This is a genomic window from Flintibacter muris, from assembly GCF_943192995.1.
Classification (GTDB): Bacteria; Bacillota; Clostridia; order Oscillospirales; family Oscillospiraceae; genus Lawsonibacter; species Lawsonibacter muris.
The window spans coordinates 1-22332 of record NZ_CALPCP010000047.1 but is presented as its reverse complement, the minus strand read 5'-3'; the positions used below and the strand labels follow the sequence as shown (position 1 = coordinate 22332).

At 56.5% G+C, this 22332-nt stretch carries 23 protein-coding genes and 1 pseudogene; 4 read left to right on the top strand and 20 right to left on the bottom strand.

All coding sequences use genetic code 11. The features are described from left to right. Positions 1 to 103: 103 nt before the first annotated feature. From NFS22_RS20440 to NFS22_RS20370, 14 genes and pseudogenes are all read right to left on the bottom strand, one after another. Entirely contained in the window at positions 104 to 358 is a 255-nt protein-coding gene (locus NFS22_RS20440) for a helix-turn-helix domain-containing protein (protein WP_251319544.1), read from the bottom strand. Between the two features lie 402 nt (positions 359 to 760). After that, a complete protein-coding gene (gene ltrA / locus NFS22_RS20430; RefSeq protein ID WP_251319543.1) occupies positions 761 to 2644 on the bottom strand; it encodes a group II intron reverse transcriptase/maturase in 1884 nt (627 codons plus the stop codon). A 732-nt stretch (positions 2645 to 3376) separates the two neighbouring features. After that, positions 3377 to 4864: pseudogene (locus tag NFS22_RS20425) on the bottom strand (type IV secretory system conjugative DNA transfer family protein); the annotation flags it as partial. A 42-nt stretch (positions 4865 to 4906) separates the two neighbouring features. Then, the gene (locus tag NFS22_RS20420) at positions 4907 to 6346 is read right to left on the bottom strand and encodes a DUF3991 and toprim domain-containing protein (protein WP_251319542.1); all 1440 of its coding nucleotides are present in this window, start codon (positions 6344 to 6346) and stop codon (positions 4907 to 4909) included. A gap of 66 nt (positions 6347 to 6412) precedes the next feature. Beyond that, complete coding sequence (locus NFS22_RS20415) at positions 6413 to 7138, bottom strand: Fic/DOC family protein (RefSeq protein ID WP_251319541.1); 726 nt, start codon at positions 7136 to 7138, stop codon at positions 6413 to 6415. After that, on the bottom strand, positions 7116 to 7328 hold the full coding sequence (locus NFS22_RS20410; RefSeq protein WP_251319540.1) for an antitoxin VbhA family protein: 213 nt from the start codon (positions 7326 to 7328) through the stop codon (positions 7116 to 7118). The genes NFS22_RS20415 and NFS22_RS20410 overlap by 23 nt, the downstream gene beginning before the upstream one ends. 54 nt (positions 7329 to 7382) lie before the next feature. Beyond that, entirely contained in the window at positions 7383 to 9416 is a 2034-nt protein-coding gene (gene mobP3 / locus NFS22_RS20405) for a MobP3 family relaxase (protein WP_251319539.1), read from the bottom strand. A gap of 20 nt (positions 9417 to 9436) precedes the next feature. Further along, the gene (locus NFS22_RS20400) at positions 9437 to 9844 is read right to left on the bottom strand and encodes a hypothetical protein (protein WP_251319538.1); all 408 of its coding nucleotides are present in this window, start codon (positions 9842 to 9844) and stop codon (positions 9437 to 9439) included. A gap of 386 nt (positions 9845 to 10230) precedes the next feature. Further along, positions 10231 to 11238, bottom strand: a complete 1008-nt coding sequence (locus NFS22_RS20395; RefSeq protein ID WP_251319537.1) for a hypothetical protein — start codon at positions 11236 to 11238, stop codon at positions 10231 to 10233. Continuing rightward, positions 11228 to 11500, bottom strand: coding sequence for a DUF6103 family protein (locus NFS22_RS20390; RefSeq protein ID WP_251319536.1), 273 nt, complete (start codon positions 11498 to 11500; stop codon positions 11228 to 11230). The genes NFS22_RS20395 and NFS22_RS20390 overlap by 11 nt, the downstream gene beginning before the upstream one ends. 12 nt (positions 11501 to 11512) lie before the next feature. After that, complete coding sequence (locus NFS22_RS20385) at positions 11513 to 12349, bottom strand: hypothetical protein (RefSeq protein ID WP_251319535.1); 837 nt, start codon at positions 12347 to 12349, stop codon at positions 11513 to 11515. A gap of 8 nt (positions 12350 to 12357) precedes the next feature. Further along, a complete protein-coding gene (locus NFS22_RS20380) occupies positions 12358 to 13197 on the bottom strand; it encodes a DUF6329 domain-containing protein (protein ID WP_251319534.1) in 840 nt (279 codons plus the stop codon). 18 nt (positions 13198 to 13215) lie between these two features. Beyond that, positions 13216 to 14274: a M23 family metallopeptidase gene (locus NFS22_RS20375; RefSeq protein WP_251319533.1), complete on the bottom strand. Its 1059-nt coding sequence runs from the start codon at positions 14272 to 14274 to the stop codon at positions 13216 to 13218. Next, positions 14267 to 15676, bottom strand: a complete 1410-nt coding sequence (locus tag NFS22_RS20370) for an ankyrin repeat domain-containing protein (protein WP_251319532.1) — start codon at positions 15674 to 15676, stop codon at positions 14267 to 14269. Before NFS22_RS20370 ends, NFS22_RS20375 begins: the two co-directional genes overlap by 8 nt. 93 nt (positions 15677 to 15769) lie before the next feature. Here NFS22_RS20370 and NFS22_RS20365 point away from each other — a divergent pair, with 93 nt between their 5' ends. Both NFS22_RS20365 and NFS22_RS20360 read left to right on the top strand, forming a co-directional pair. Next, positions 15770 to 17275 (top strand): Y-family DNA polymerase, encoded by a 1506-nt coding sequence (locus NFS22_RS20365; protein WP_251319531.1) that lies wholly within the window; start codon positions 15770 to 15772, stop codon positions 17273 to 17275. Next, entirely contained in the window at positions 17275 to 17472 is a 198-nt protein-coding gene (locus NFS22_RS20360) for a hypothetical protein (RefSeq protein ID WP_251319546.1), read from the top strand. The genes NFS22_RS20365 and NFS22_RS20360 overlap by 1 nt, the downstream gene beginning before the upstream one ends. A 9-nt stretch (positions 17473 to 17481) precedes the next feature. Here the strand turns inward: NFS22_RS20360 and NFS22_RS20355 are convergent, their stop codons facing one another. The 4 genes from NFS22_RS20355 to NFS22_RS20340 are packed head-to-tail and all read right to left on the bottom strand — an operon-like array spanning position 17482 to position 20499. Then, positions 17482 to 19314, bottom strand: a complete 1833-nt coding sequence (locus NFS22_RS20355; protein ID WP_251319530.1) for a VirB4 family type IV secretion system protein — start codon at positions 19312 to 19314, stop codon at positions 17482 to 17484. Then, on the bottom strand, positions 19307 to 19885 hold the full coding sequence (locus NFS22_RS20350; RefSeq protein WP_251319529.1) for a hypothetical protein: 579 nt from the start codon (positions 19883 to 19885) through the stop codon (positions 19307 to 19309). Before NFS22_RS20350 ends, NFS22_RS20355 begins: the two co-directional genes overlap by 8 nt. Continuing rightward, entirely contained in the window at positions 19882 to 20148 is a 267-nt protein-coding gene (locus NFS22_RS20345; protein ID WP_251319528.1) for a hypothetical protein, read from the bottom strand. Before NFS22_RS20345 ends, NFS22_RS20350 begins: the two co-directional genes overlap by 4 nt. Next, a complete protein-coding gene (locus NFS22_RS20340; RefSeq protein ID WP_251319527.1) occupies positions 20149 to 20499 on the bottom strand; it encodes a DUF2493 domain-containing protein in 351 nt (116 codons plus the stop codon). 105 nt (positions 20500 to 20604) lie between these two features. On the opposite strand from NFS22_RS20340, the gene NFS22_RS20335 reads away from it, so the two are divergent. Beyond that, a complete protein-coding gene (locus NFS22_RS20335; RefSeq protein ID WP_277614933.1) occupies positions 20605 to 20808 on the top strand; it encodes an Arc family DNA-binding protein in 204 nt (67 codons plus the stop codon). A gap of 36 nt (positions 20809 to 20844) precedes the next feature. Here NFS22_RS20335 and NFS22_RS20330 read toward each other — a convergent pair whose 3' ends face one another. Together NFS22_RS20330 and NFS22_RS20325 are read right to left on the bottom strand one after the other, a co-directional pair. Further along, the gene (locus NFS22_RS20330; RefSeq protein ID WP_251319526.1) at positions 20845 to 21132 is read right to left on the bottom strand and encodes a hypothetical protein; all 288 of its coding nucleotides are present in this window, start codon (positions 21130 to 21132) and stop codon (positions 20845 to 20847) included. Next, positions 21119 to 21439, bottom strand: coding sequence for a hypothetical protein (locus NFS22_RS20325; RefSeq protein ID WP_251319525.1), 321 nt, complete (start codon positions 21437 to 21439; stop codon positions 21119 to 21121). Before NFS22_RS20325 ends, NFS22_RS20330 begins: the two co-directional genes overlap by 14 nt. Positions 21440 to 21616: 177 nt before the next feature. On the opposite strand from NFS22_RS20325, the gene NFS22_RS20320 reads away from it, so the two are divergent. Further along, complete coding sequence (locus NFS22_RS20320) at positions 21617 to 22171, top strand: DNA-3-methyladenine glycosylase I (protein ID WP_251319524.1); 555 nt, start codon at positions 21617 to 21619, stop codon at positions 22169 to 22171. The last annotated feature ends 161 nt before the right edge of the window (positions 22172 to 22332 follow it).

The following is a 22332-nucleotide window of genomic DNA, read 5'->3' as shown; positions in this document are numbered from 1 at the left end:
ATTTCGCCTATTGTCAATAGTTTTTTATATTTTTTGTTTCTATCTTGGCTCGTTTTCCTAACTTATTGACATTGCCCCTGGCGGAGAACTTATATTTTTTGCGCTACTTCAGCCGGTATAAATTTGAGCTGAGACTCCCGTTCTCCCGCCAGCGATGCTCCTTGGAGATCAGCTCCGCTCTGCACAGATCGTCCAGTGCCCGCTTGACGGTGGAGCGGGAGAGCCGCAGTTCTGCCGCAATCGTCCGTATCCCCGGCCAGCACTTGCCCTCGCCGTCGGCATGATCTTGAAGGTACATATACACTGCCCTGGCTCTGTGGCTGAGGTCGGACTGATAGATTTTCTCGAAGTATCCCATATCACTCCTCCTTTGTACGCATATCACCGCATTCAGATAACCCCCTCCGGTTACGCCTAGATTTGGCATAGGATGTCCTGTCTCCAGTTGGCGGAGTCGGAGGCGTATCATCTTCTGTCTGTTGTATCTGATTGCGTAGGGAGATTGCTCGCTCCAGCTCCTGCTTGCTGGCGTAAGCCACGGTTCGGGCGGCCCTTTCTGGCAGCAGGTAGGGGTCACCGAAGGAGATGCCCCACTCCAGGAAGAGCCTTAGCCGAGTCTGCATGGGGTGGGTGCCCGTATAGCGATAGGTAATCCGCCGCTTTTACTGTACTCATAAGAGAACAGCAGTCAGAGCGGATTTTCCCCCGCTTCGCACCGTGCATGCAACTTTCACCGCACACGGCGCTCCATCAATGCAAATTATTTGTTGCATGTATGTGAAGCAACCAGTTTTTCCCTAAAACCTTGTATTTTCTTTTGCGCTTTTGCATCAAATTCACTGATATCTGCATAGGGATTATTTACAGTGTCAAAGCAATGTTTATGGAGTGATACCAGATTATCAACCCGGTTGACCTTATTCAGCGGAAGATTTGGGTTAACGCGATGGGCCAACGGTATACCGGAAATAAGCCATCCACCGCAAACACGGCATTTGAGTTTGTCGCGGTTGAGTGCATAAGCGCGATTCATGATAAACTCAAAGTTATTGAGCTTTCCCCAGCTTCCGTTGGTAACTATCCTGGCAGTATGCATGGAATACATTTCGTCCAGCCGCGCATTGATGCGTTTCTTTTTCGTGCGCTTGAAGTATATCTGCCTGCCTATCTCGGAATAAGGTGTTTCATTCTTGTTCTTTGGGAATGTCTTTTCCCAATTGCAAAAGGTGAGCGCAGTGAAGCCAACATAGATATCGCGGTATTTTACAGAAGGAATCTTTTGCTTATGCTGCTGATGGATACGGGGGAGATTTTGTGTCTGATTTGCTGGAATCCATTTCCCTTTATACTGCTTCAACCGACTCTTTGCCATAAACTGTAAACGTCGGCTGTACTTTTTCATGGAGACATTTACCCATGTGCAGCATTGGTAATATTGGATAACTCCCCGTATCTGGCTATTGATACGATTTATCTCAGCAATAAGCTGTTCTCTGCTGTAATCGCGAGGAATCTTTTTGATATTTTCCGCAATACTGTCAACTTTCCGCTTCAATCTGCCCCTGTCTGGTATAGACCTTGCTACATAGCCTTTCTGTGCCTTCCCTGGAACTTGCTTGAATTCGTATCCCAGGAATTTGATGTACTTTCTGCGGACATCTGTTATCAGCGTTTTTTCTGTGGATAGTGTCAGCTTCATTTTGGTCTGGAGGAACATCTGGAGCCTGTTCTTCCAACTTTCGGCATGGGCGCGAGTATCTGTTATGATGACAAAATCGTCGGCGTAACGGACAAGGAATCCAGGAGTCAGAGCGGTTTTACGCAGTGAGTACAGCCGTTTTCCCTGTTGTGCATACTGGTATCTTGTCCGTTTTTGCTCCCATTGTCCGGTAATCCATTCGTCCATCATGTCCAGATAGGCGTTTGCCAGCAGCGGGCTGATGAGCCCGCCCTGTGGCGTACCTTCTTCATTTACCTTGCACTCGCCCATAACCCCGGCTTTCAGCATAGCCTTGATGATTTGCAAAACACGCCTGTCTTTGATTCCCATGTGGTACAGACGCTTGAGAAGGATGTTGTGGTCTATGCAGTCAAAGCATTTGCTGATGTCGCCCTCGACAATCCAATGGTAGCCTGTTTGAAATGTGAGATAGTTTATGCGCTGTAGCGCCATGGCCGCATCCCGCATAGGGCGAAATCCGTAGGAGTGGTAGAAGAATTGGGCTTCTAAAATGGGTTCCAGTACAATCCGCATACATTCCTGCACGATTCTGTCCCGTATTGTAGGAATGCCTAATGGACGCTTTTCGGACTTTCCTGGTTTGTCGATGTATTTCCGGCGTATTTCCTGGGCTTCAAAATGCTTGAACGCACTCTGGATATCTTTTACCACCCAAGAGAACGGTTTTTGAAGATAATCCTTTTGCATGGTTTTGGAATCTACGCCAGGGGTCTCACTGCCGTGATTGCTTTTGATGTTGTGAATCGCCGTAATGATAGTTGCTTCTGCTGACATGATTTCTATGAGGCCCTTAAACGCTGGCCTTCCGCCAGAATCGTGAACCTCCTTGCTGTGCTGATAAAGTTTATCCAGAATTTCGCGTAGTTGTGTTTCGGTTTCTGGGTAGTCGAATTTTTGTGCCATACGCACCGCCTCCTTTCCGGAATTGGTGTTTCTGGTGTTAGTCAGGTATGCCTACGGCTTCCTCGACTTTCTGTTCACATACAATTTGCACTGACTATGCCCCTTCGCTCCGCCCGCCTTATTATTGCGGACATCATCGCTACTACGGGCTGATGCCCCATGGATTAGCAGGTCATTTCCTACCTGTGCGGCGAAGGTGTCACTTCATTTACTTCAGTACCTTGAAGTGCCGTCCATGGTTCCTTTGTTCCCTATGCTTTAGCTTTACATGTCGGTTTTAGCCCATCCCTATAGCCCGGCTGCCATCTTTGACCAGTGTGATTTTCTGCCAAAGACATTCGACCTTATTGGTTTTCTGCCGTTTTACACATGAAAAAGTTTCAACGGCGGCAGCACTCCCTGCGGGAGTGGGTGGCTGTATCATCACCCCGTCGTTCACGAGCCGTACACTCAGGATTATGTCGGTTGCAACAAAACATTCTGGACATGACCGATTTATAGCCTCCAGCGGCGCGGTACCATCTCAGATACCGCCTCCGCCACTTCACCGAGCTTCGTACATCCCACATGACACTGCGGGCGCACGTCGGAGGATTAGAGTTTTGGTCACCCGTCACACCGGGTCAGGCAGGTCCTGCCCCTGCCGAATCAAGCATAGAGTTCAGATTTCTTGCGAAATCTGCCTTGTTTTATTGCGTATTTCTACGCAGATTGTCAAGGAACAAAGCGCGCTTTCATGACCACGAACTGCCCCTTGGGGATGGACTTCAGTTCATCCGGAGTCATGAGTGCCCGTCCTGTCATTTGCAGAGTCTGCGACTTTTCTTTTCCGGTGCTGACGTAGCCGGAGAGGACTGTCCGATTGCCCAGGGCCTTGGACAGCACCTCGGCGGTCTGGGAATTGGGTGCGAAACCGCCGAAGATAGTATCCTGGCAGTTGTCTTGAATGATCTCCGCGCCCTCCTTGCCATAGTTTTTCTCCAGTTGGGCTAGGCTCTGGATGATAGGCACCAGGGTCAGCTTGCGGGAGCGGCCGGCGCTGAACAAGGGCAGAATGTCGAAGGCGGGCATGGTGCCCAGCTCATCGCAGAACAGCACCACCCGGTTAGGCAGCTTGCCGCCGTACTCATCCGCCACAGAAAACAGCTCACGGGACAGCGTCTGGATCATCAGCCCGGCCATAAAGTTTTTGGTGGGGTCTTCTTCCGGCAGGATGAGAAAGACAGCGGACTTCCGGGAGGCAAATTCCTCTGCGTCAATGGCGCTGTCGAAACACAGCACCTGTTCCAGCTCTGAGTCCAGGAAGGCGTTGAGTCGGGAGAGGACGGTAGACATGACAGAGGCCATGGCCTGATCCGCAGCGGTAAGTGCGGCGCCGGCACGCCACCGGGCCTTGTGGGTGTCAGGGAGAGAGTCCATCAGGACCTGAAAGCCGTTCTTTCCCTTGACCGACTTACTGGGGGCCAGCAGATCTTGCACCAGCTTGAACACGCTGACGATGTGGCGCTTCTCAGGCTTGCCCTCCTCCGGCGGCAGATACTCCGCCAGAAGGAGAACAACTGATGCCAGCAGGCCCTCGGCGGATTCGTAAAAGTAAGCGTTTTGGCCACGGTTGGAAGACTCCCCATCCGGGTTGACAATGGTCTTGGCCAGAATATTGGCGTAGTTCTCCGCTTTGGCTCTTGCCGCCACATTAGACGGCTGTTCCCGGCAGATATCCATATAGCGGTTGATGAGCGTGAGAAGGTTGTAGCCGTCTGAGCGGGTAGGATTGCGCAGATCGACGACCGCTATCTGGTAACCGTAATATTTTGCGGCCACGGCGCCGTAGTTCCGGGCCAAATCCCCTTTGGTATCTAAGGCCAGGAAACTCATCCCGCTGGCGCAGGCGTACTCCATATTGGGATACAGGAAGAACGCCGTTTTGCCCACGCCGGAGGCGCCGATCATCAGGCAGTGGATATCATCCACATCCACCAGCGCGGTGACAGCGTTTTTCTTTCCCACACAGCCCAGCACCAGCCCTTGTTCCTTGGGCAGCTTCTTCCCAGAGCGCCACTCAGCCACGCGGAAAGGGATGCGACGGTAGGTCTTTTGGATTTCCTTGTCGGTAGCCCACCGCGCTGTTCCATACTGACCGTCGCCGACGGTCTTGGACTTGATGTTGTTCAGATTTCCGTTGCCGGAGAAATGCGTGGCAGCGGCGATGAGCAGGAGCATCCCGCCCGCCAGAAAGATCAATAAAATAATTTGTGGCTGCACTTACATCACCTCCATCTTCATTGTGACAGCTTGTTCTTGTTTCTGCTGTTGTTTCAAAATATCCGCCTCATACTTGACAGACGCCTTGGCGCAGGACAGAGCCAGTTCCAGCCAGCTCTCCGCCAGTTCCCGTTTCTCCACCTCACTGCGGATACCGGGCGTGGAGGCCTTCGTCAAGACACATTGAGCCCGTTCTACTAATTCAGCGGTGCGGTTTTTCAGATTGCTCCGGTTCTGGTGGGGCAGGATACGACCGCGCAGCTCCTCCACCAGTTCCTCTCCGGAGCATGGCTCCCCCAGTTGGCGCAGTTCCCGGCCATAGGCGTATAGAGCCAGCGCAGAGGCCAGCTCGATACAGTCCATAGCCGACTCCGGATGTTCCGCGCGGGTATTCATCTCGTACCCGCGGAGCGCGTCCGCCAACTCCCGGCCCAGCCGATCCGGGACTGCGCACTCTCTCATGTATACGCCAATCCTGCCGCAGACCTCCGGAGCGGCGATGAGCTGGGGATGTTCCTCCGCCTCCTGAGCAGGGAGCCCTCGCCGGGCCTTGAGGTCCTCATTCCAGTCCTTATACTCGGACTGGAGCATCCCCACGTTGTCATAGCCGCGCTCATGGAGGATCTCCGTCAGCCGTCCGCTGGCCTCGATCCCTGCCGCGTCATGATCCAGGCAGAGGCAGACAGTGCGGAGGTTGGGATTCCGCTCCAGCATCCAGAGCATGGCGTGTTCGCTGGTCCCACAGAGGGCCACGAAGCTGTGTTCCTGCCAGCCTCTGGGATAACGGGTAAGGAAGGACAGCAGGTCGATGGGCGCCTCGAATACATAGAGCCGGTTGCTGGTGCCGGTGTAGTGGAAGCTGCACCGGGGGTCGCTGCCCTCCACGTTGATTCGGAAGGTCCTGCCAAGGCTGTTGAGGCTGCGCTTGTGCGCGTGACGGGCAACGCCGTTCTCGTCCTTCCCGACGAAAACGGCGTTGTGATACTCTTTACCATTGAATCTCTCACAGCTCTCATAGATCAGCCCCGCCCGGACGAAGGCGGTGACCACATCCCGGTTCAGGAAGCGGTGCTTGAGCAGATAGGCGTACATTCGGCGCATCTCCCGGCTGGCGGCGGGCAGGGCAAACTCTTTCCTTGACACCTTCTCCTGCTTTGGAGCGGGAGTGTAAACAACACCTTGCTCCCCGCCCAGCAGACAGGTGACGGCCTCGGGGTATGAAAGATTATAGAATTGCTGGACGAAGGAAATGGGGCCGCCGCCCTGTCCTGTGGCGTGGTCGTACCAGCCGTTGCCTCGGACGGTGACACTGTGGTCGCTGGCCAGGCGGTACTCCGGCCCGGAGCGGATCAGCTTCTCTCCCTGATGACGGAGGAACTCTACCAGGTCCACTTCACTGGCCTGGAGCTTTTGCTCCTCGGTAAAATGGATATAGGACACTTACTCACCTCCTTGACAGAAAAACTCAGAGCACCGTAGGGTGCCCTGAGTTTGCATTTCATGTATTCAGTTTTCTCGCTTGTAGTGCGGCTGGGGGACATAGTCCTCACTTTTATATTTCTGATATCGCTCCCGCCGCTGCTGTGTTGATTCGATTGATTTTAGAGAGTCCTCATCATAGAGGATCGGTTCATCACAGACAGCGTCCAGCAAAATTCGCTCCAGATGTTCCCGCTCCGCGTATTGCTCCAGGCTGGCCATAACAAAGGCGTCCCGGACGTAGCCGGCGCTTTCCGCCATCAACTCCTGATCCATATAGTAGCCATGCTGTTCCACAAAGAAGGTCAGCATCATAACGACTGTCCTGGTGTTTCCTTCACGGAACGGATGGATCTGCCAGAGTCTTGGAAAGCATTGCGCAAGATAGTGGACAAAGGCGTTCCGAGAAAAATGCTCCCACTTGAGTGAGTGGATCGACTGAAACGCCGATTCCAAGTCCTGCGGGATATTCTCATCATTGCTATACCACACACTCCGTCCACCCAACAGGCGTTCTCGCTTTTCAATATTGATGATCCGATACTGTCCAGCCCATGAGTAAACTTCATCGAACAGGAACTTGTGTATTTCACACAGGCCCACCGGAGAAAAGTTCTGGAACCCTCTTTTGTAGAGAACCATCATCTTGGCCCGAGACTGTTCCGCCTCCACCAGGTCGAGGGTCTTTTCATCCAGAATATCCAGCTTGTTTCGAAGAACGGTACTGCCCTCATAGAGATATGGATCGGCCATCCCGCCGCACCTGCTCCGCTAATTTTTTGTGAGACTCCAAAAGAGCGGACAGCATATCGTCATCACCCAGTTCCCCTCTCGCCCAGCGGTAGGATAAGTCGCGGGCATAATCGGAAACCGGCACACCCTCTATTGCGTTGATAGCGTCCGCCGTTTTGACCGCCGCGACCCGTTTTTGCTGCATCGTCATTGGAAATCACCTCACAGTTAGTATATCACAGGTGATTGTGAAAATAAAGTGTCATTATTTCAATGCGATGCCCTGCTCTTCATGGTCATCCGGCTTGTGACCCATAGCGATTTTCTTCTCTCTGATTTTCCTGCGCAGCTTGCTGTCCACGAAAGTGATCCCGCCGCTTGGTGGCGGAGCCTGCTCCTGGAAGATGCGGGCCATGTGATGGAGGAGCTGAGTGGCGCTGGCAAAGAGGGAGGGTACATCATTCATGTGGTCGAGGAAATATTGGGCGTGCTGATTTCCCTGTTCCGCAGACTGTGTGAACCAGTGGACGGCGGCTTCACGGTCCTGCGGAACCTCTTGCCCCAACAGGTACAGCTTGCCGAGAGTGTACTGCGCATACTGGTTTCCCTGTTCCGCAGACTCCATCAGCCAGCGGACAGCACTCTCCACATCTTTTGGGATATCATCTCCGCTCAACAGCAGCTTGCCCAGCCGGTACTGGGCGAACTGGTTTCCCTGATTGGCGGGCTGTTGGAACCAGCGCTGGGCAGCAGAAAAATTTTTGATTTCCAGATGGAGTTTTCCCAATTCGTACATGGCGTATTGATTACCTTGCTCCGCCGCTTGGGCAAACCAGATTGCAGCCTGGGTCGTATCTTGAGTCACCGGCCCACCGTCACGATACAGCTTGCCGAGGGCATACTGCGCATAGTCCAGCCCGGCCTCCGCCGCCTGAGTCAGCCAGTCCACTGCCTGATTGATCTGCTCAGGCTTGGAGGAGGGGTCCGTGAGGATACGTTTTGCCTCCCGGTATTTTACCTGTGAAGAGCTGCGGTCATTCCGTGTTACAGTGTACGGCGGTTCGTCGGCCTCCACCTGGGCGTCCAAGTTCTGCGGCTGATCTTCCGATGTTGGAGTAGCGTTCTCGCCGGCCTGACCCGGTTCCTGGGTATCTGTCGGAGCGAACACCTCAGTGTATTCATCCAGCCGCACCGCCTCTTGAATCACCAGATTTTTGATCCGCTTGAACTCCTTCTGTTGAGACAGAGGGAGCCGCTGAGGGAGATCGTCTTTGTAGGTCCGCAGCACTTCTTCCCGCTGCTGGTACCACAGATCGTAGGCGGCGGCGATGCGCGGGTCCTTCGCCAGCTCGTCCACGATCTCATCCACCACGGCCTTCAGCGGCGTTTTGAGATAGCCGTACTGCTTTTTGCCGGAGGTGCTTTTCAGCCGCTGGGCCAGTTCGCCCATGAGCTGCTCAACGTGCGGGTTCTCCAGGGTGCCGGAATCCATCTGCTGGATCAGCTCTTTCATCACCTCGCCGGACTCACGTACCAGCTCATCCCGCCGCTGGGTCTGCCGTTGATAGATCTCCGTCAGGTCCTGCTGGAACATCTCTTTTGCCAGCCCGGACTTGATTTGAGCGATGCCCTCCCTGGTCAGGAACCCGGACTGACCGTCTGCGCTGTAGCAGACCATATGCACATGAGGGTGGTGGCCCTCATCGTGAAAGGCGGCGTACCAGCGGAACTGGTCCCAGGGTATTTTCATAGCCTTCGCCAGCTCCATGGCGTGGGAGCGCAGGAAGGTCCGCCAGCGGTCGGCGTTGTCGTAGCCGAGACGTGCGGCATCCTCCCGGCGCAGGGAGATGATGGGCAGCCACACGTTGCCGGGGTGGTTGGCCACCTCCTCCGCGATCCTGGACAGCACCAGCGGATCGTCGCTCTCGCTGAACAACCCGTGAGCGCCAACGTGTTCCGCCCTGGGCCGCTGGGCGATGTAGCTGACGTAGTTTTCCCGTTTTGCGATCTGGTCGTAGTTGTCCTCGAGCGCTCTGCTGATAAACTCCGAGGCGTTGCCGCAGGTGGGACTGGATTGGTAGTCCTCGTATTCAAACAGTCCGCGGCTCAGCGGAAAATCCCGTATGAGTCGCTCCACCATGGCCTGCTGTTTTTTCGTGGCGGGCAGGCTGGCCCTGTCCGGTGCGAGCTTCTCCACACCGTCACGGGTAGCGACGTAGCGGACATAGTTGCTCAGGTGGGCGGCGGCTTTCCGCGTCCCCGGCTTGATGTAGGGACATTTGAATATGATCCGAGGCATGGAGCGTCACCGCCTTTCCGTCACGCGCCCCCCTTCTGGAACTCCACAGCCTTGTCCAGGGTGACGGCGCCGTTGGTCTTTTTCACATTCTGGACGCAGTGGCCACGGAGGTCGTGCAGCGTGCTGTCGTTGATTTCCATCCCGTAGGCCATCACGTTCATCATCATGTCCATCTCCACCGCCTGCTTGAACATCAGCCGGCAGATGCGGTTCTCGGACGCTTTGATCGTACTGCGCAGGACAGATATCAACGCGGGCGGCAGATAGGCGGCGGCCTCCTGTCCGGAGACATACCCGGCATAAAACCGGATGGCCTTTTCGATAAACTCATTTTGCGTCTGGCAGTTGTCCCGAGGGCACATCTCCCTGACGAGCTGCTGCGTCTCCGGGGACATCCGCAGCGCGAACTTGATTTTTTCTCTGGGCATGGTTTTCCTCCTCAAAAAATGCTGATATCCCCGCCGTGACTCGCCGCAAAGCGGGCAACAGCGGGCTTTTTTTGAAAACAGACCCCCGAGTTGACCCCAGGGGGTGAAAAATGACCCCCGCAGGAACGTCCCCGACCTGCTCTGCGGGGCGGTGTTCCTCTGCCGGAGGGGCACTTGTGACCCCTGGCTTTTATCCCGCAAAAAAATCGACCCATCGGATCTCGCCGCCACACAGCCTCGCAGAGCGACGTGTCAGTTGAGGTGGGCGTGGATGCTGCCCTGTCGGGTCGGGCGGCACACGGGGCAGTTCTGCGGCACACAGCGGGGGAACAAGAGCGAGGGCCGCTCCACATAGGGAACGGCCCTCGCCAGTCTATGGAACCATTTCACATCGAGGGCTGCGAGGGCGTCGCCATGTTCTCCGTCATCAACTGGGCGCTGTAGTCCGCCAGCGTCTGTCCGGTCTGCTCCTGGCAGTAGGCATCCATCTTCCACAGCAGGACTTCTTTCTCCGCGACGTTGAGCTGGTACTCCACCGACTCCTCACGCCCGTCTGCCCGGTGCAGATCGACCTCCAGCGTATCGCAGACCTGTCTGGCCGCCATGTCGTAGTTTGCGTAGACATTCAGAACATCGTCATTATCGCTGGTGCAGATATGTGTGCCAAAGACCGCGTCCACATCAAACCAGGTATTCATGTAGAAATTCAGCAGGCCGTTTATCTCGGTGATCTCCTCCGCGAAGGAAATATTCCGCGCGGAGAGGTGACCTGCGGATGTGATCTCTCTGCCATTCAACTTGTCCAGCAGGATTCTGTACCGACCGTCCGTGTTGAGACTCTCCTTGCGGAAGGCGTGGTAGGCGGCGACGGATACGTCACCCATGGCCCAAGTGCTCCACCCAGTCATAGTGTTGACGGCGGAGAACTCCCGCTTGTCGAAGTCCAGATCAAACACGCCGGTGACCATTCCGGTGTTCTCTAAGCGAAGGAGGATCATCCGGTCAAACTCCTCGGGGGTGATGGTTTCCCGCTTAGGGAACAGTTCCGAAAAAGAATCAGCGCCCGCTCCCGACTCTTGCCGCAGATATTTCCGCAGCGTCCGGGCGGCCTGCAGCAGCTCATAATTTTCATCCAGTCGAAAATGCTCATCCCGGCCATTCTCCGTTACATGGAATACAGCATATCTCTGGCTGGCGGCTATGGCCTGTTCCCTCTGCTGTTCCTCCTCCCGGATCTCTCCGATGATCTTTTCGTAGACCGGTGTGGGGAGCAGGTTGATCTGATCGTCCAGATACTCGTTCAGCTTGTCCTCCAACTTGTCTACCTCCAGCTGCTGAGACAGAGCCTGATACCAGTGCTCGTCCAGCCAGAGTGTAATTTCTCTACTGCTCATGATGTACCTCCTCAATGGTGGCGGCCGGTTTAGGCGCAGCCGCCTTGGGCTGGCTGGGACGGGGCGGACGCTTGGGCCGGGCGGCGGGTGCGGATATGATGTCCAGATACTCCCGCACCGGCTCTGGCACCGACTTCTCGTAGAGCTGCCGCATGGCCTCATCCATCTTTTCCTGCACTGTGGTGTTCTCCATTTTCAGATAGATCGTCAGAGCGCGCATTCTCTCGCCGTCGAAGGACAGCGTGACCTCATTTTTCTCCATCGTATTTTCCTCCTACATAGTAAACCCCATTTGAGGAGTAGCGGATTCCTCCTGAGTCTGCGCCGGTGCGGCGGCTATGGTCATCTGATAGGGACCGCCCAGCCAGCGGACGCCGCGCTCATCGAGAAACCTGTCCCCGGTCCGGTTCATGATCTCCAGGTCGAAGTCGGAGGCGTCCACAGTCCCCAGGGCAGTGGGCAGATTTCGTCCCGCATAGACGGTGCAGAGAGCAGGCCAGTCCGCGACCTCCGGGTACTCTCGAAGCGCGTCCTGATATACGGCGGTCTGTCTGACAGCCTCAGCGTCTCTGACACAGCCGGAGACAAAGCCGCTTGCCCAGTGGGGGCCGGCGTCACCGCCCAGAACGACGCGGGTGAATCGGATAGGCATCTGCCCGGTCATGCGCACCAGTGACCGCTCCGCCTCGTCACGGGCGCAGTCGAGCCCATTATCCTTCCCGTTCCACCAGTGGGGGTGGAGAGATATATCCTCCAGCAACTCCCGGACCACGTTGACCTGACGGCGGCGGTCATTGCCGGTGGCCTCCAGCGCCGCGACGAAGCGCCGCAGCTCCCGGATGGTGTCCTTCTGCGTTTGGCGGGTGGCCGGTGTGAAAAAATAACAGCCTCGGGCCTGTTTCAGTTCAAGGTCGAACTGCTCCATCAGCCTGGGATCGGGCTCCTGCCCATCCAGCCTCGCCATGCCCTGGAGGATGGCATCCGTCCAGAGCCGGCGCTGCTCCTGCCAGGGCGGCACATTCTCGGGCTGATGTCGTTCACAGCTGTTCTGCCGTTCGATGGCATAGGCGGTGAGCCCCATGGCGATACGGCGAATATCAAATCGGTCCATAGCGCCCCCTATCCCATGGTGGGACCCATGGCCTGCTCTGCCTCCATGAAAGCGTCGTAGGCTTCGTTGAACCGTACCAGCTCCTCCGGGGCCACATCGGTGAGTACCACCTCGGTTCCCTCCGGGGTCTCATTGATCTCCGACACCCTGGCGTTGAGCAGAGCGGCATGATCCTCCTGCCCGGCCCCGGTCAGCAGACGGAGGTTTTCCGCCAGCACCGACTGCTCCGCCTCCTCATGGCACAGGAAGATCGGCCCGCCTTTCAGCAGGGGGAGCAGCTCTTTCAGCCGAAGCCCAGGCAGTTCCTCCTCTTTCAGGCGGCGGCAGTATTCCGGATGGTATTCCAGCTCGATGCAGCCGTCGCGCATATCCACCGCCGCTACTTCGGGGCGGCGCTCCAGTGTGGCCTGAAGCATGGAGTCCAGCCCATTTCCCTCCCGGATCGTCAGCCCCAACTGTTCCTCCAGTTCCCCGAAGGAGACACACCAATTGACGCTCATAGATTTTTCGGTGCCATCCCGGATGATGAGATCCGCCGCCCGATCCATCTGGGCGTTGACGATATCACGCATTCCAGGGACGTAGGCCGCGAGACGGGCGTAGTCCTGTTTCTCCGCATCGATGAGCACTCCGTCATCGCTGTCCTGGCCCAGCGCCAGCAGGCAGTGGATCACACCGTCCCTGTGGAACATACAGTCCTTGCTTTCCATGATGAACGGCTGATCCGCCAGGGGGGTGATCTTCAGCCGGCCAAAGTCCTCATGGGACAGCTCCACCACCTTTTCGATCCGGCAGTCATCCATCTGAAAATTGGCCGGCTTTTCTATAAAATTTGCTTTGAATTTCATAGCGTTTTCCTCCTGTCATTACGGTAAATAGCTGCGGGGATTGACCAGGGAGCCGTTGACCCGCACCTCCAGGTGGAGGTGCGGCCCGGTAGAGTTACCGGTGGAGCCCACCAGGCCGATCACCTGGCCCACGGTCACCGTATCGCCTACCTTGACCAGACGCCCCGACTGGTGGGCGTAGGCGGTGGTCATGCCGTTTCCGTGGTCTATCACCGTGTAGTTGCCATAGGAATTGGTACGGCAGCTTTTGGTCACCGTCCCGGACAGCGCGGCGCGGATGGGGGTGCCTGTGGCGGCGGACATATCCAGTCCGGAGTGCAGCTCCCTCCCGTGATAGGGACAGTTGCGCCAGCCGAACTCAGAGGTGACCCGGCTCCGCCACCCGGAGCCCAGCGGAGAGCAAAAACCGTCCACGCTCAGCACCGGCTCCCCGATATCTCCGAACCAAATACCTCCTGTCCCACTGCCTGCCCAACCGTATTTGACCAGGGAGTAGATGCTGTCGGCATTGGCCCGCTGTTCGGCGGTGGGCGTCACGACCATGGTGGCGGCGATGTTCTGCCAGACGGCTTCCGTATCTGTGATAGGGACCGCCACGGTATATTTTTCCTCCGTCTGTGCGGGCGGGTCGCTGCCCTCTACGGGCACCATGCGGGTGCGTTCCTCGTAGGTGACGAAGCAGTCCGCAAGGGTCTGTGCGTCCCCTTGAGACTCGGCGCCGAAGTACAGAGCATAAAAACAAGCCTTGACTCTGACCGCGTCAAGGCTTGTCCCTTCTTCTGTCTGCGTGTTGATCGTGCTGACTGCCGTGTCCACCAGGGCCAGACTGCTCCGCATACTCTCCAGGCAGGCCCGGTACTCCGCCGGCGCACTGGCCGGGATAGCCGCGCCGTTGAAGCACACCTCCACGGCAGAGGCGTTGTGGCCGGAAGCCCCGGAGCCCAGGGAGCACAAAAAGGCGATGAGCAGGATGAGGGGAGAGAGGACCGCTACCAGCACCCAGCCGATTGCCTTTCGGGCCTTCTCATCGGTCAGGACGATCATGCCGACTTTTGCGATCAGGACGGGGTTAGCCAAAGGTCTGACCTCCGATCTCCTGGTCGGGCGCCTGTTCCGGTTCCGCCTGCATCTCCGACCAGTGATCCGTCAGAGCCTGGAGCGTCTCCTCATGGCCGGTGCAAGGGTGGTTCTTTGCCCACGGCTGGTAGACATCGAAGTCTATGCCGCCGTCCAGCAGCAGCTTGCACACATCGACAGCATCGTTTTGGACGCAAGCATGGAGTGCGTTGTAGTCATCGAGGTCGACCCACATCCGCTTTTCCAGAAGCTCCTCCGCGATCCAGCTGTCATGACCTCCACAGGTCAGCATATGCAGTGTCCTCCAGGCGCTGGGGCCTCCGGAGATTCCTTTCTCCACCAGCGTAGATAATGTGTGAAAGTCTTTGTCCGCAGCGAACTGCTCCAGAAGGCGGGACGGCGCGGCGGCGATCTGTTCCTCGCTGCACTGTTTGATGATCTCCTTGGCCATAAAGCGGTGATCCGAATAGGCATAGCTGGCCATCTCCCCGTGAAAGGAGGGGGAAAGCTCCGGCACATATCTCCCCGCATATTCCAGCAGGGTGGACACCTTCAAAGAATCGTTGATGTCAATCGCCTTCTGGCAGGCGGCACGGTAGGGAGCTTCCGGAAATCGCCTCCCCTCTACCAGCAGTATGGCGGTCATCTTCCGTCCGACCTCACCGGGCCGGCCAGCCGCTTCAATGAGCAGATCGTTTGAGTGCTGATTTAATACCTTGGGATACAACTCCTTAAAAACGGACAGTTCCCCGTCCTGAATGGCGAGGATGGCCTTGTCATAGTCACTCATTTGCAGGGGCCGCATCCCAACCGTATTGACATACTCCGTGATGCTCCCGGTCATGCGGCGCAGGAGCTGCTCGGTTTGGGACATGGCCTGCTCCTGCCGTTCCCGCTGTTCCACCAGCGCCTCAATGATGACCTTCTGCTCCTGCTGGCTCAGATGCACCACCGCGCCTCCGGTGTCGTCCTCCACGCCGCCGATCTTCATGTACCGGGCGTGGGTGGCGTGGTCGCCGTGGAACGCCTTGGTGATGGCGGAAGAGATGAGGAACATCCGGTCTAGGTCGTTCCCGTTCTCGCCCAGAGTCTTGCCGGTGATGAAACTCTTGGTGATGCTCTTTTTCTGGTTTTCGTCATACCACTTGAGGTACACGTTCAGGTACACACCCTCGCTGCCGCCGTAGTCGGTGGTACAGAAGACGTCGGCCCCCTTGGGAATTGCCCGGCCATTTTCCCACTCGCTGTCCATGAGAAAATACTCGTCCGGCAGGTAACCCATTCCCTCCAGCCGATGCTTCAGCTCCTCGAACACCTCCTGCGCTGTGGGCTGGCCGGCGTACTCCAGCTTGCGGGGATCATTCCCAGAGGGTTTCCACTGTTCCAGTTCAATTACATTCATTTTCTCTGTCCTCCTATTGTGATTTTGGCTTGTTCTGGTGGTATTGGGTATGCTATGATAGAAATTGAGTTTATGGGAAGGGAGGGCGGCGCTGTGAAGGAGAGAACTTATCTCGCCATCGACCTGCGCAGCTTTTACGCATCCGTCGAATGCGTTGAGCGCGGCCTCGACCCCCTGACCACCAACCTTGTGGTGGCCGACCTGAGCCGGACGGAAAAGACCATCTGCCTAGCGGTCACGCCCTCCTTGAAGGCCTGGGGCATCTCCGGCAGGGCTCGGCTGTTCGAGGTAATACAGAGAGTCAAGGAAGTCAATGCCCGCCGGCTCCGCTCCGCACCGGGTCGGCAGTTCACAGGCTCCTCCTCTGACGATACCGAGTTGAAAACTGATCCCGGTCTGGCGGTGGACTACATCGTAGCTCCGCCCCGGATGGCTCACTACATGGAATGGAGTACCAGGGTCTACAACGTGTATCTGAAATACATCGCGCCCGAGGACATCCACAATTACTCGATAGACGAAGTGCTGATGGATGTGACCAACTACCTGAATACCTACAAGCTCACCGCCCGTGAGCTGGCCCGGAAGATCATCCTGGACGTGCTGGAGACCACAGGGATCACCGCCACGGCGGGGATCGGTCCCAACCTGTACCTATGCAAGGTTGCCATGGACATCATGGCCAAGCATATCAAACCGGACCAACATGGCGTTCGTATCGCCAAGCTGACTGAGATGTCCTACCGCCGCCTGTTGTGGGAGCACCGGCCCCTCACTGACTTCTGGCGGGTGGGACCGGGCTACGCCAAGAAGCTGGAGTGGTGCGGCCTGTACACCATGGGCGATATTGCCCGCTGCTCCCTAGAGAACGAGGACCTGCTCTACAAGCTGTTCGGCGTGAATGCGGAGCTACTCATCGACCATGCCTGGGGCTGGGAGCCCTGTACTATCGCAGATATCAAGGCGTATAAACCGGAGTCCAAGAGTATCGGCTCCGGTCAGGTCCTCCAGCGCCCCTACAGCTACGACGAGGCCCGGCTGGTGGTGAAGGAGATGGCGGACCAGCTGGCACTGGACCTGGTGGACAAGGGACTGGTCACCGGCCAGCTGGTGCTGACGGTGGGCTATGACCGGGACAACCTCAGCGATCCCAAGAAAAGACAGGCGTACCGCGGGGAGGTCACCACCGACCGCTATGGCCGGGCCGTCCCCAAGCACGCCCACGGCACCGCCAACCTGGAGGATTACACCGCCTCCACCCGGCGCATCATCTCCGCGTCGCTGGAGCTGTTCGACCGAATTATCGACCGGGATTTGCTGGTCCGACGCTTTTACCTCACGGCTACCCGTGTGGCGGATGAGGCGTCCGCCCCGGACAAAAAATCCTTTGAGCAGATCGACCTCTTTACCGACTATGCCGCAAAGCAGGAGCAGGAGGCCACAGAGTCCGCGGACCTGGAGCGGGAGAAGAAGCTCCAACGCGCTATGCTGGACATTAAGAAGCGCTACGGTAAAAACGCGATTCTTAAAGGTATGAACTTGGAAGAGGGAGCGACGGCCAAGGACCGCAACAACATGATCGGGGGCCACAGATCGTAATGGGCAGATATGACGATATTATTGACCTGCCGCACCATGTCTCCACCACCCATCACCGTATGTCCATGCTGGAGCGTGCGGCGCAATTTCAACCTTTTCGAGCTCTAAATGGTTACGAGGACGCTGTCCAAGCGACGGCTAAATTGGCGGAGGAACAGGCAAACAAAATCGACACCGAGGAGTTCACGGACGCCTAACAAATGGCGCTATCGTCCGCCCCCCTCTCCGAACAGCTTCTTCTTATGCTCCGGGGCGTGGACCTCCAGGAGGTACCGCTCATTGCCGCATTTGAAGAGGCATACGCCGTTCTGCGGGCGGCTGATGAGTTCAAACTCGGATTCCTCCAGCTGGAGGTTGTCCATATAAAACCGCCTGTCCACGCTGCCGGCGTTGAACAGGAACTGGTGGGTGGGGATGGCAAAGAGGGGCCGGGTCATCTCTCGGACGCCGGGGGCGTCGAAGTCCTCCAGATTCTGGGAGGCCATGATGAGTGAGGATTCCTTCTTCCGCACCCGCTTCAGGGTATTGCGGATGTATTCCACGGCGGTGGGGTTGGAGAGCCAGATGTACAGCTCGTCCAGCGCCGCCGCCGTGTTTCCCTCTGTCAGCAGCTTGTCGCTGAGGTAGGAGAGGAGGTTGAACAGCATGGCGTTCTTCACCCCGGCACTGGCGTGGAGCAGTTCCTTCACACCGAACACCAGAAAGCGGTGGGACGTGATGCTGGTGTGGCCGTTGAAGAACTTGCTTTCGGCACCCCGGCACAAGGAGTGGAGGCCCAGCAGGACCTCCTGCAAAAGCTCCCTGGGATACAGCGGATTTTCTTCTCTGTTATAGTGCTGGTAGGCGTCCTCGATCACGTTGTAGAGGTCGGACAGAGTGGGGTAATCGCTGGGCCCCATGGACCGGAAGTCCGTGTGGTCGTTGAGCCCCCACTTTTTGTACAGACGCTCCAGCATCAGCTCGATGGTGTCGATCTGCCGGTGGTCGAAGTCCTTGTAGGCGCGGAAGAAGTCCTTCAGGAAGGAGATGTGCTGGCTGAGCCGGGTGCGCTGACGGAAGGCCGCAGGAGCCTCCGGGTCATCTTCATTTTCCTCGTTCCACAATTTCGGTTCCAGCGGATTGATGATGTACTGTCCGCTCATAATATCCGCAAAACAGCCGTCCAGCTCCTTGCAGAGATAGTCCTGCTCATGCTCCGCATCCAGGCAGATGACCGACTTCCCCGAGGCCAGGATGTTGCACAGCAGGAGTTTCAGCAGGAAGCTCTTGCCCTGGCCGCTGTTGCCCAGGATGAGGACATTGGCGTTGGTCTTGTCCTCCGTCCTCCGGTCCAGGTCCAGGATGATGTTGGAGCCGTAGCGGTCCTTGCCGATGTAGAAGCCGTGGGGATCGTTTTTGCCGCTGTAATTGAAGGGAAACAGGTTGGCCGCCGATGAGGCGGGGAGCACCCGCTCATAGAGGATTCCGAACACGTTATCGCCTGCCGGGTTGACCGCGAGGAAGCCCTCCCGCTGGCGCAGGAAGATCCGGTCGGCACCGAGCTTGGATCTGGTGAGCATGGCGGTCACATCGTCCCGGAGGGACCTGAGCCCGTCCGCATCCCTGGCGCACAGCTCCATAAACACGGCGCAGTGGACCAGCGGCTCCTTGTTCCGACGCATAGTGGCGATGAGGGTCTCCACATCCTGGAGGTTGGCCTCCGCGGTGATGCTCTGCTTCATGTTGCTTGTGCTGCTCCGGTCCATCCGGTTCTTATTCTGGGCGTTGTGGAGGATGGCGTCCTCCTCGGCGGCGGGGACCTGGCGGATATAAATGTGAAGGAGCACGCCGCTTTTCTCCCCAAGATAACTCAGCAGGGCCAGCTCCCCGGTGGAGGCCGGGTAGCTGCGCAGAGCGAGGGTACACCGGCAGGAGCTGCCGAGGACGCTGGAATCGGTGTTGAACTTCACAGCGGCGGGGGCGATCATGTCCAGAAAATCCTTGACCGGCGCCGCCTCCGGTTTTGCCGCCTTCTTCTTTTTCTTCTGTTTTTTAGCCATTGACACTCCCTTCTCCATCAAAGCTGATGAAATGCTCCGTGGTCACATCCTGCTGGTAGTAGACGGCCAGAATACGCTTGATGTCCTGCTCATCCGCCATGCGGACGTGGAAGCCGCAGTCACGGATGCGCTTTTCCAGCTGCTTCAGAGCGCCGTAGTCCTCGCCGGACTTGGGCTCGATCCGGTGGACGACGGCAAACTCCCGCGCCGAGGCGGTGGTGGACTGGATCTCATCCAGGTGGTCCATGTCGTGCCGAAGCATCTCTCGGATGGCGGGGACTGTCTCCTGCTCCAGGCGCTCCTGATAGTACAGCTTGTTGCTCTGGAAGGACTCGCGGGAGTCCAGGGCCAGCAGCTCCACCGCCTCCGTGCTCCGCAGGAGCTCGGTCAGAGCGCGGACCCGGCCCCGGACGCCCTCGGCGGACAGCACAGAGAGGTTGTCCGGGCTGATCAAATAAAAAACCAGCTCACCCCTGGCCGTCTTCAGGCCGTGCTCGGTGAGCTGGTCGATCCCCATGAGCTGCCGGGTAGACTGACGCTGCCGCAGCTCTTTTTTCTGTTTTCGGTTCAAGATTTTCTCTCCTTCCATTCATAATATTGCTGATGCAGGAACAAAAAGCAGACGGCGCAGCGCAGGAAGTCCAGGATGCTGGCCCCCTCCATGCGGATGGACAGAAAAGCATAGAGGACCGTCAGCACCAGCAGGAGCATCCCCAGCCCTTGGGCCAGCGCTAGGACAGACAGGAGAAACCCGACCCCAATGACCACGATGTCCTTCAGCTCCCACAGCCACAGCTTCGCTTTCGCTCTCAGGTTGTCCGGGTAGATATACATTTAAGATTGTTCACCTCGCTTGACGGGCACATAGATTTTTAACGGAATATTCCGCTTTTTGCAGTTCTCGATCACATATTTGGTCCCTCTGGAGCTGCCGTCCCAGAAAGCCAGAACGAGGTCGGCGCTTTCGATGATAGTGATGTTGCGTTTCAGCGGAGCACCTCGTCCGTATTTGTCGTACTCCGGCAGGTACTCCGTCAGCTTCAGCCCATGTTCCATGGCGTACTCCCGTGCGGACGTGTCCACGCCTCTCGCACCGCCAGAAATAATCTCTGTCACCTCGTCTGGGAGGTATTTTCCCAAGTCATTCACCTGAAGTCCTCTGGAGCCAATCACCGCTACTCGCATTTCTGCTCCTCCTCGCGTTGTAGATACGCAGTATAGCTATCCAAGAATTGTAGCACATTATGGATATAAAATAAACACACAATATATCTATAATGGAGTGATAATGTGGCTGTCAAAAGTGTTTCTATTCGAATCGAGGAGGAGATGCTGGAAAAGCTGGGCTTTGTGGCAGACTATGAGGGTCGGTCTTTAAATAGTCATGTCTTGGTGCTCATCAGAAATAACATCAAACAGTTTGAGGCAAAGCATGGGGTTATTGAAGGGACGATCAGCCCAGACGTCAACGTAAAACCTCCACGGAAAAACTGAAAGCACAGAGGGGGCGGCGGTGCCGTCCCCTCTATGTCAGTTCTCCGGGAGTCCGATGGCGGTCAGCGTCTCCAGGCACCAGATCCCACGCTGCTCCAGCGTTTTCATCAGCACCCTCTCGGCGGGATTTAAGGCGTCCGTTCCCGCGACCTTACCCAGTGGGTGCATTTTGATCCCAAGCCCAGGGCAGTCCAGGAACATTTCGCCGGGATAGTGGATATGCGGATGTACTCTTGCCTCGCCCCAATGCGGGAGGTGAGCCGTATAGCTCACACTGAGAGTTTTCCCGGAGTTATCTTTTTGAGGCTTGTCATCCCACGTCATCACGGTTGTCCTCCTTCCGATCTTCCTCCAGCGCCCGCCGCATGCATTCCAGGAAGAAGGCGTTCTGCTTGATGCCCTTACGCTCGAGGTACTCCTTGAACTGGTCAAACAGCTCGTTGGACACCTGAAAGGCAACGGTCCTCTGATTCTTTTTCATAGTGGATTTTCCCTCCCGTTCATAAAATTTTGTGATGAGCTCGGTCATGTACTGCCCCAATGTCTGCCCGGACTCCTCCTGCCGCTGGCGGAGCTGCGCGTGGAGCTCGGCGGGGATAGGGGCACAAAGGTTTTTGATGTTCTCTGCCATAAAGAGTTCCTCCTTTTGCCGTTTAGCAAGGCCAAGTATAGCGGCAAAGTATTTGAAAAGCTATTCAGCAAACCCAACGACAATTGTGATAGGAAACGAAGCACAAGCAACAAGGTTGATTTGGCTTGCGCCATAGCATCCGATGGGATATAATGAGCAAAAAAACGGGGGATCACAATGGAACGGAACCGCTGCCGCTGGGCTGATCCAAGCTCAGAATTGTATATTGCCTACCACGACCAGGAGTGGGGCAGACCGGAGCATGACGATCAAAAGTTGTTTGAGATGCTGATTCTGGAGGGCTTTCAAGCAGGGCTGTCCTGGATTACCATTCTGAAAAAACGAGAGGCGTTCCGCAAAGCCTTTGACAACTTTGAGCCTACTGTAGTGGCCGCCTACGGTTCGGAAAAGCTGGAGGCCCTGATGTCTGATCCCGGCATCGTGCGCAACCGGCGTAAGATCGAAGCGACGGTTCAAAACGCGAAAGTGTTTCTGAACATCCAGAAGGAATTCGGCTCCTTCGACCACTACCTCTGGGACTTTACCGATGGGCAGGTCATCCTGAATACAGATGATGTGGTTCGTGCCAGCTCGGAGCTGTCAGACCGTATCTCGGCGGATTTGAAGCGCCGGGGGATGAAGTTTGTGGGTACGGTCATCATCTACTCCTTTTTGCAGGCGGTAGGTGTGGTCAACGACCACGAGACGGGATGTTGGTGTTATCCTCACTGAACCGCAGCACTTGTGCGATCTTGGATATGAGATACTCCACACAGGGAATTGCAATAGAATTATGTGAAGCTCAACATAATTCGGTTTATTTGAACAAAGCCATTATGTTAATAATGGGTACAAAAATGGCATGAACACAAGGTTTCCGAGGATTTTACTGC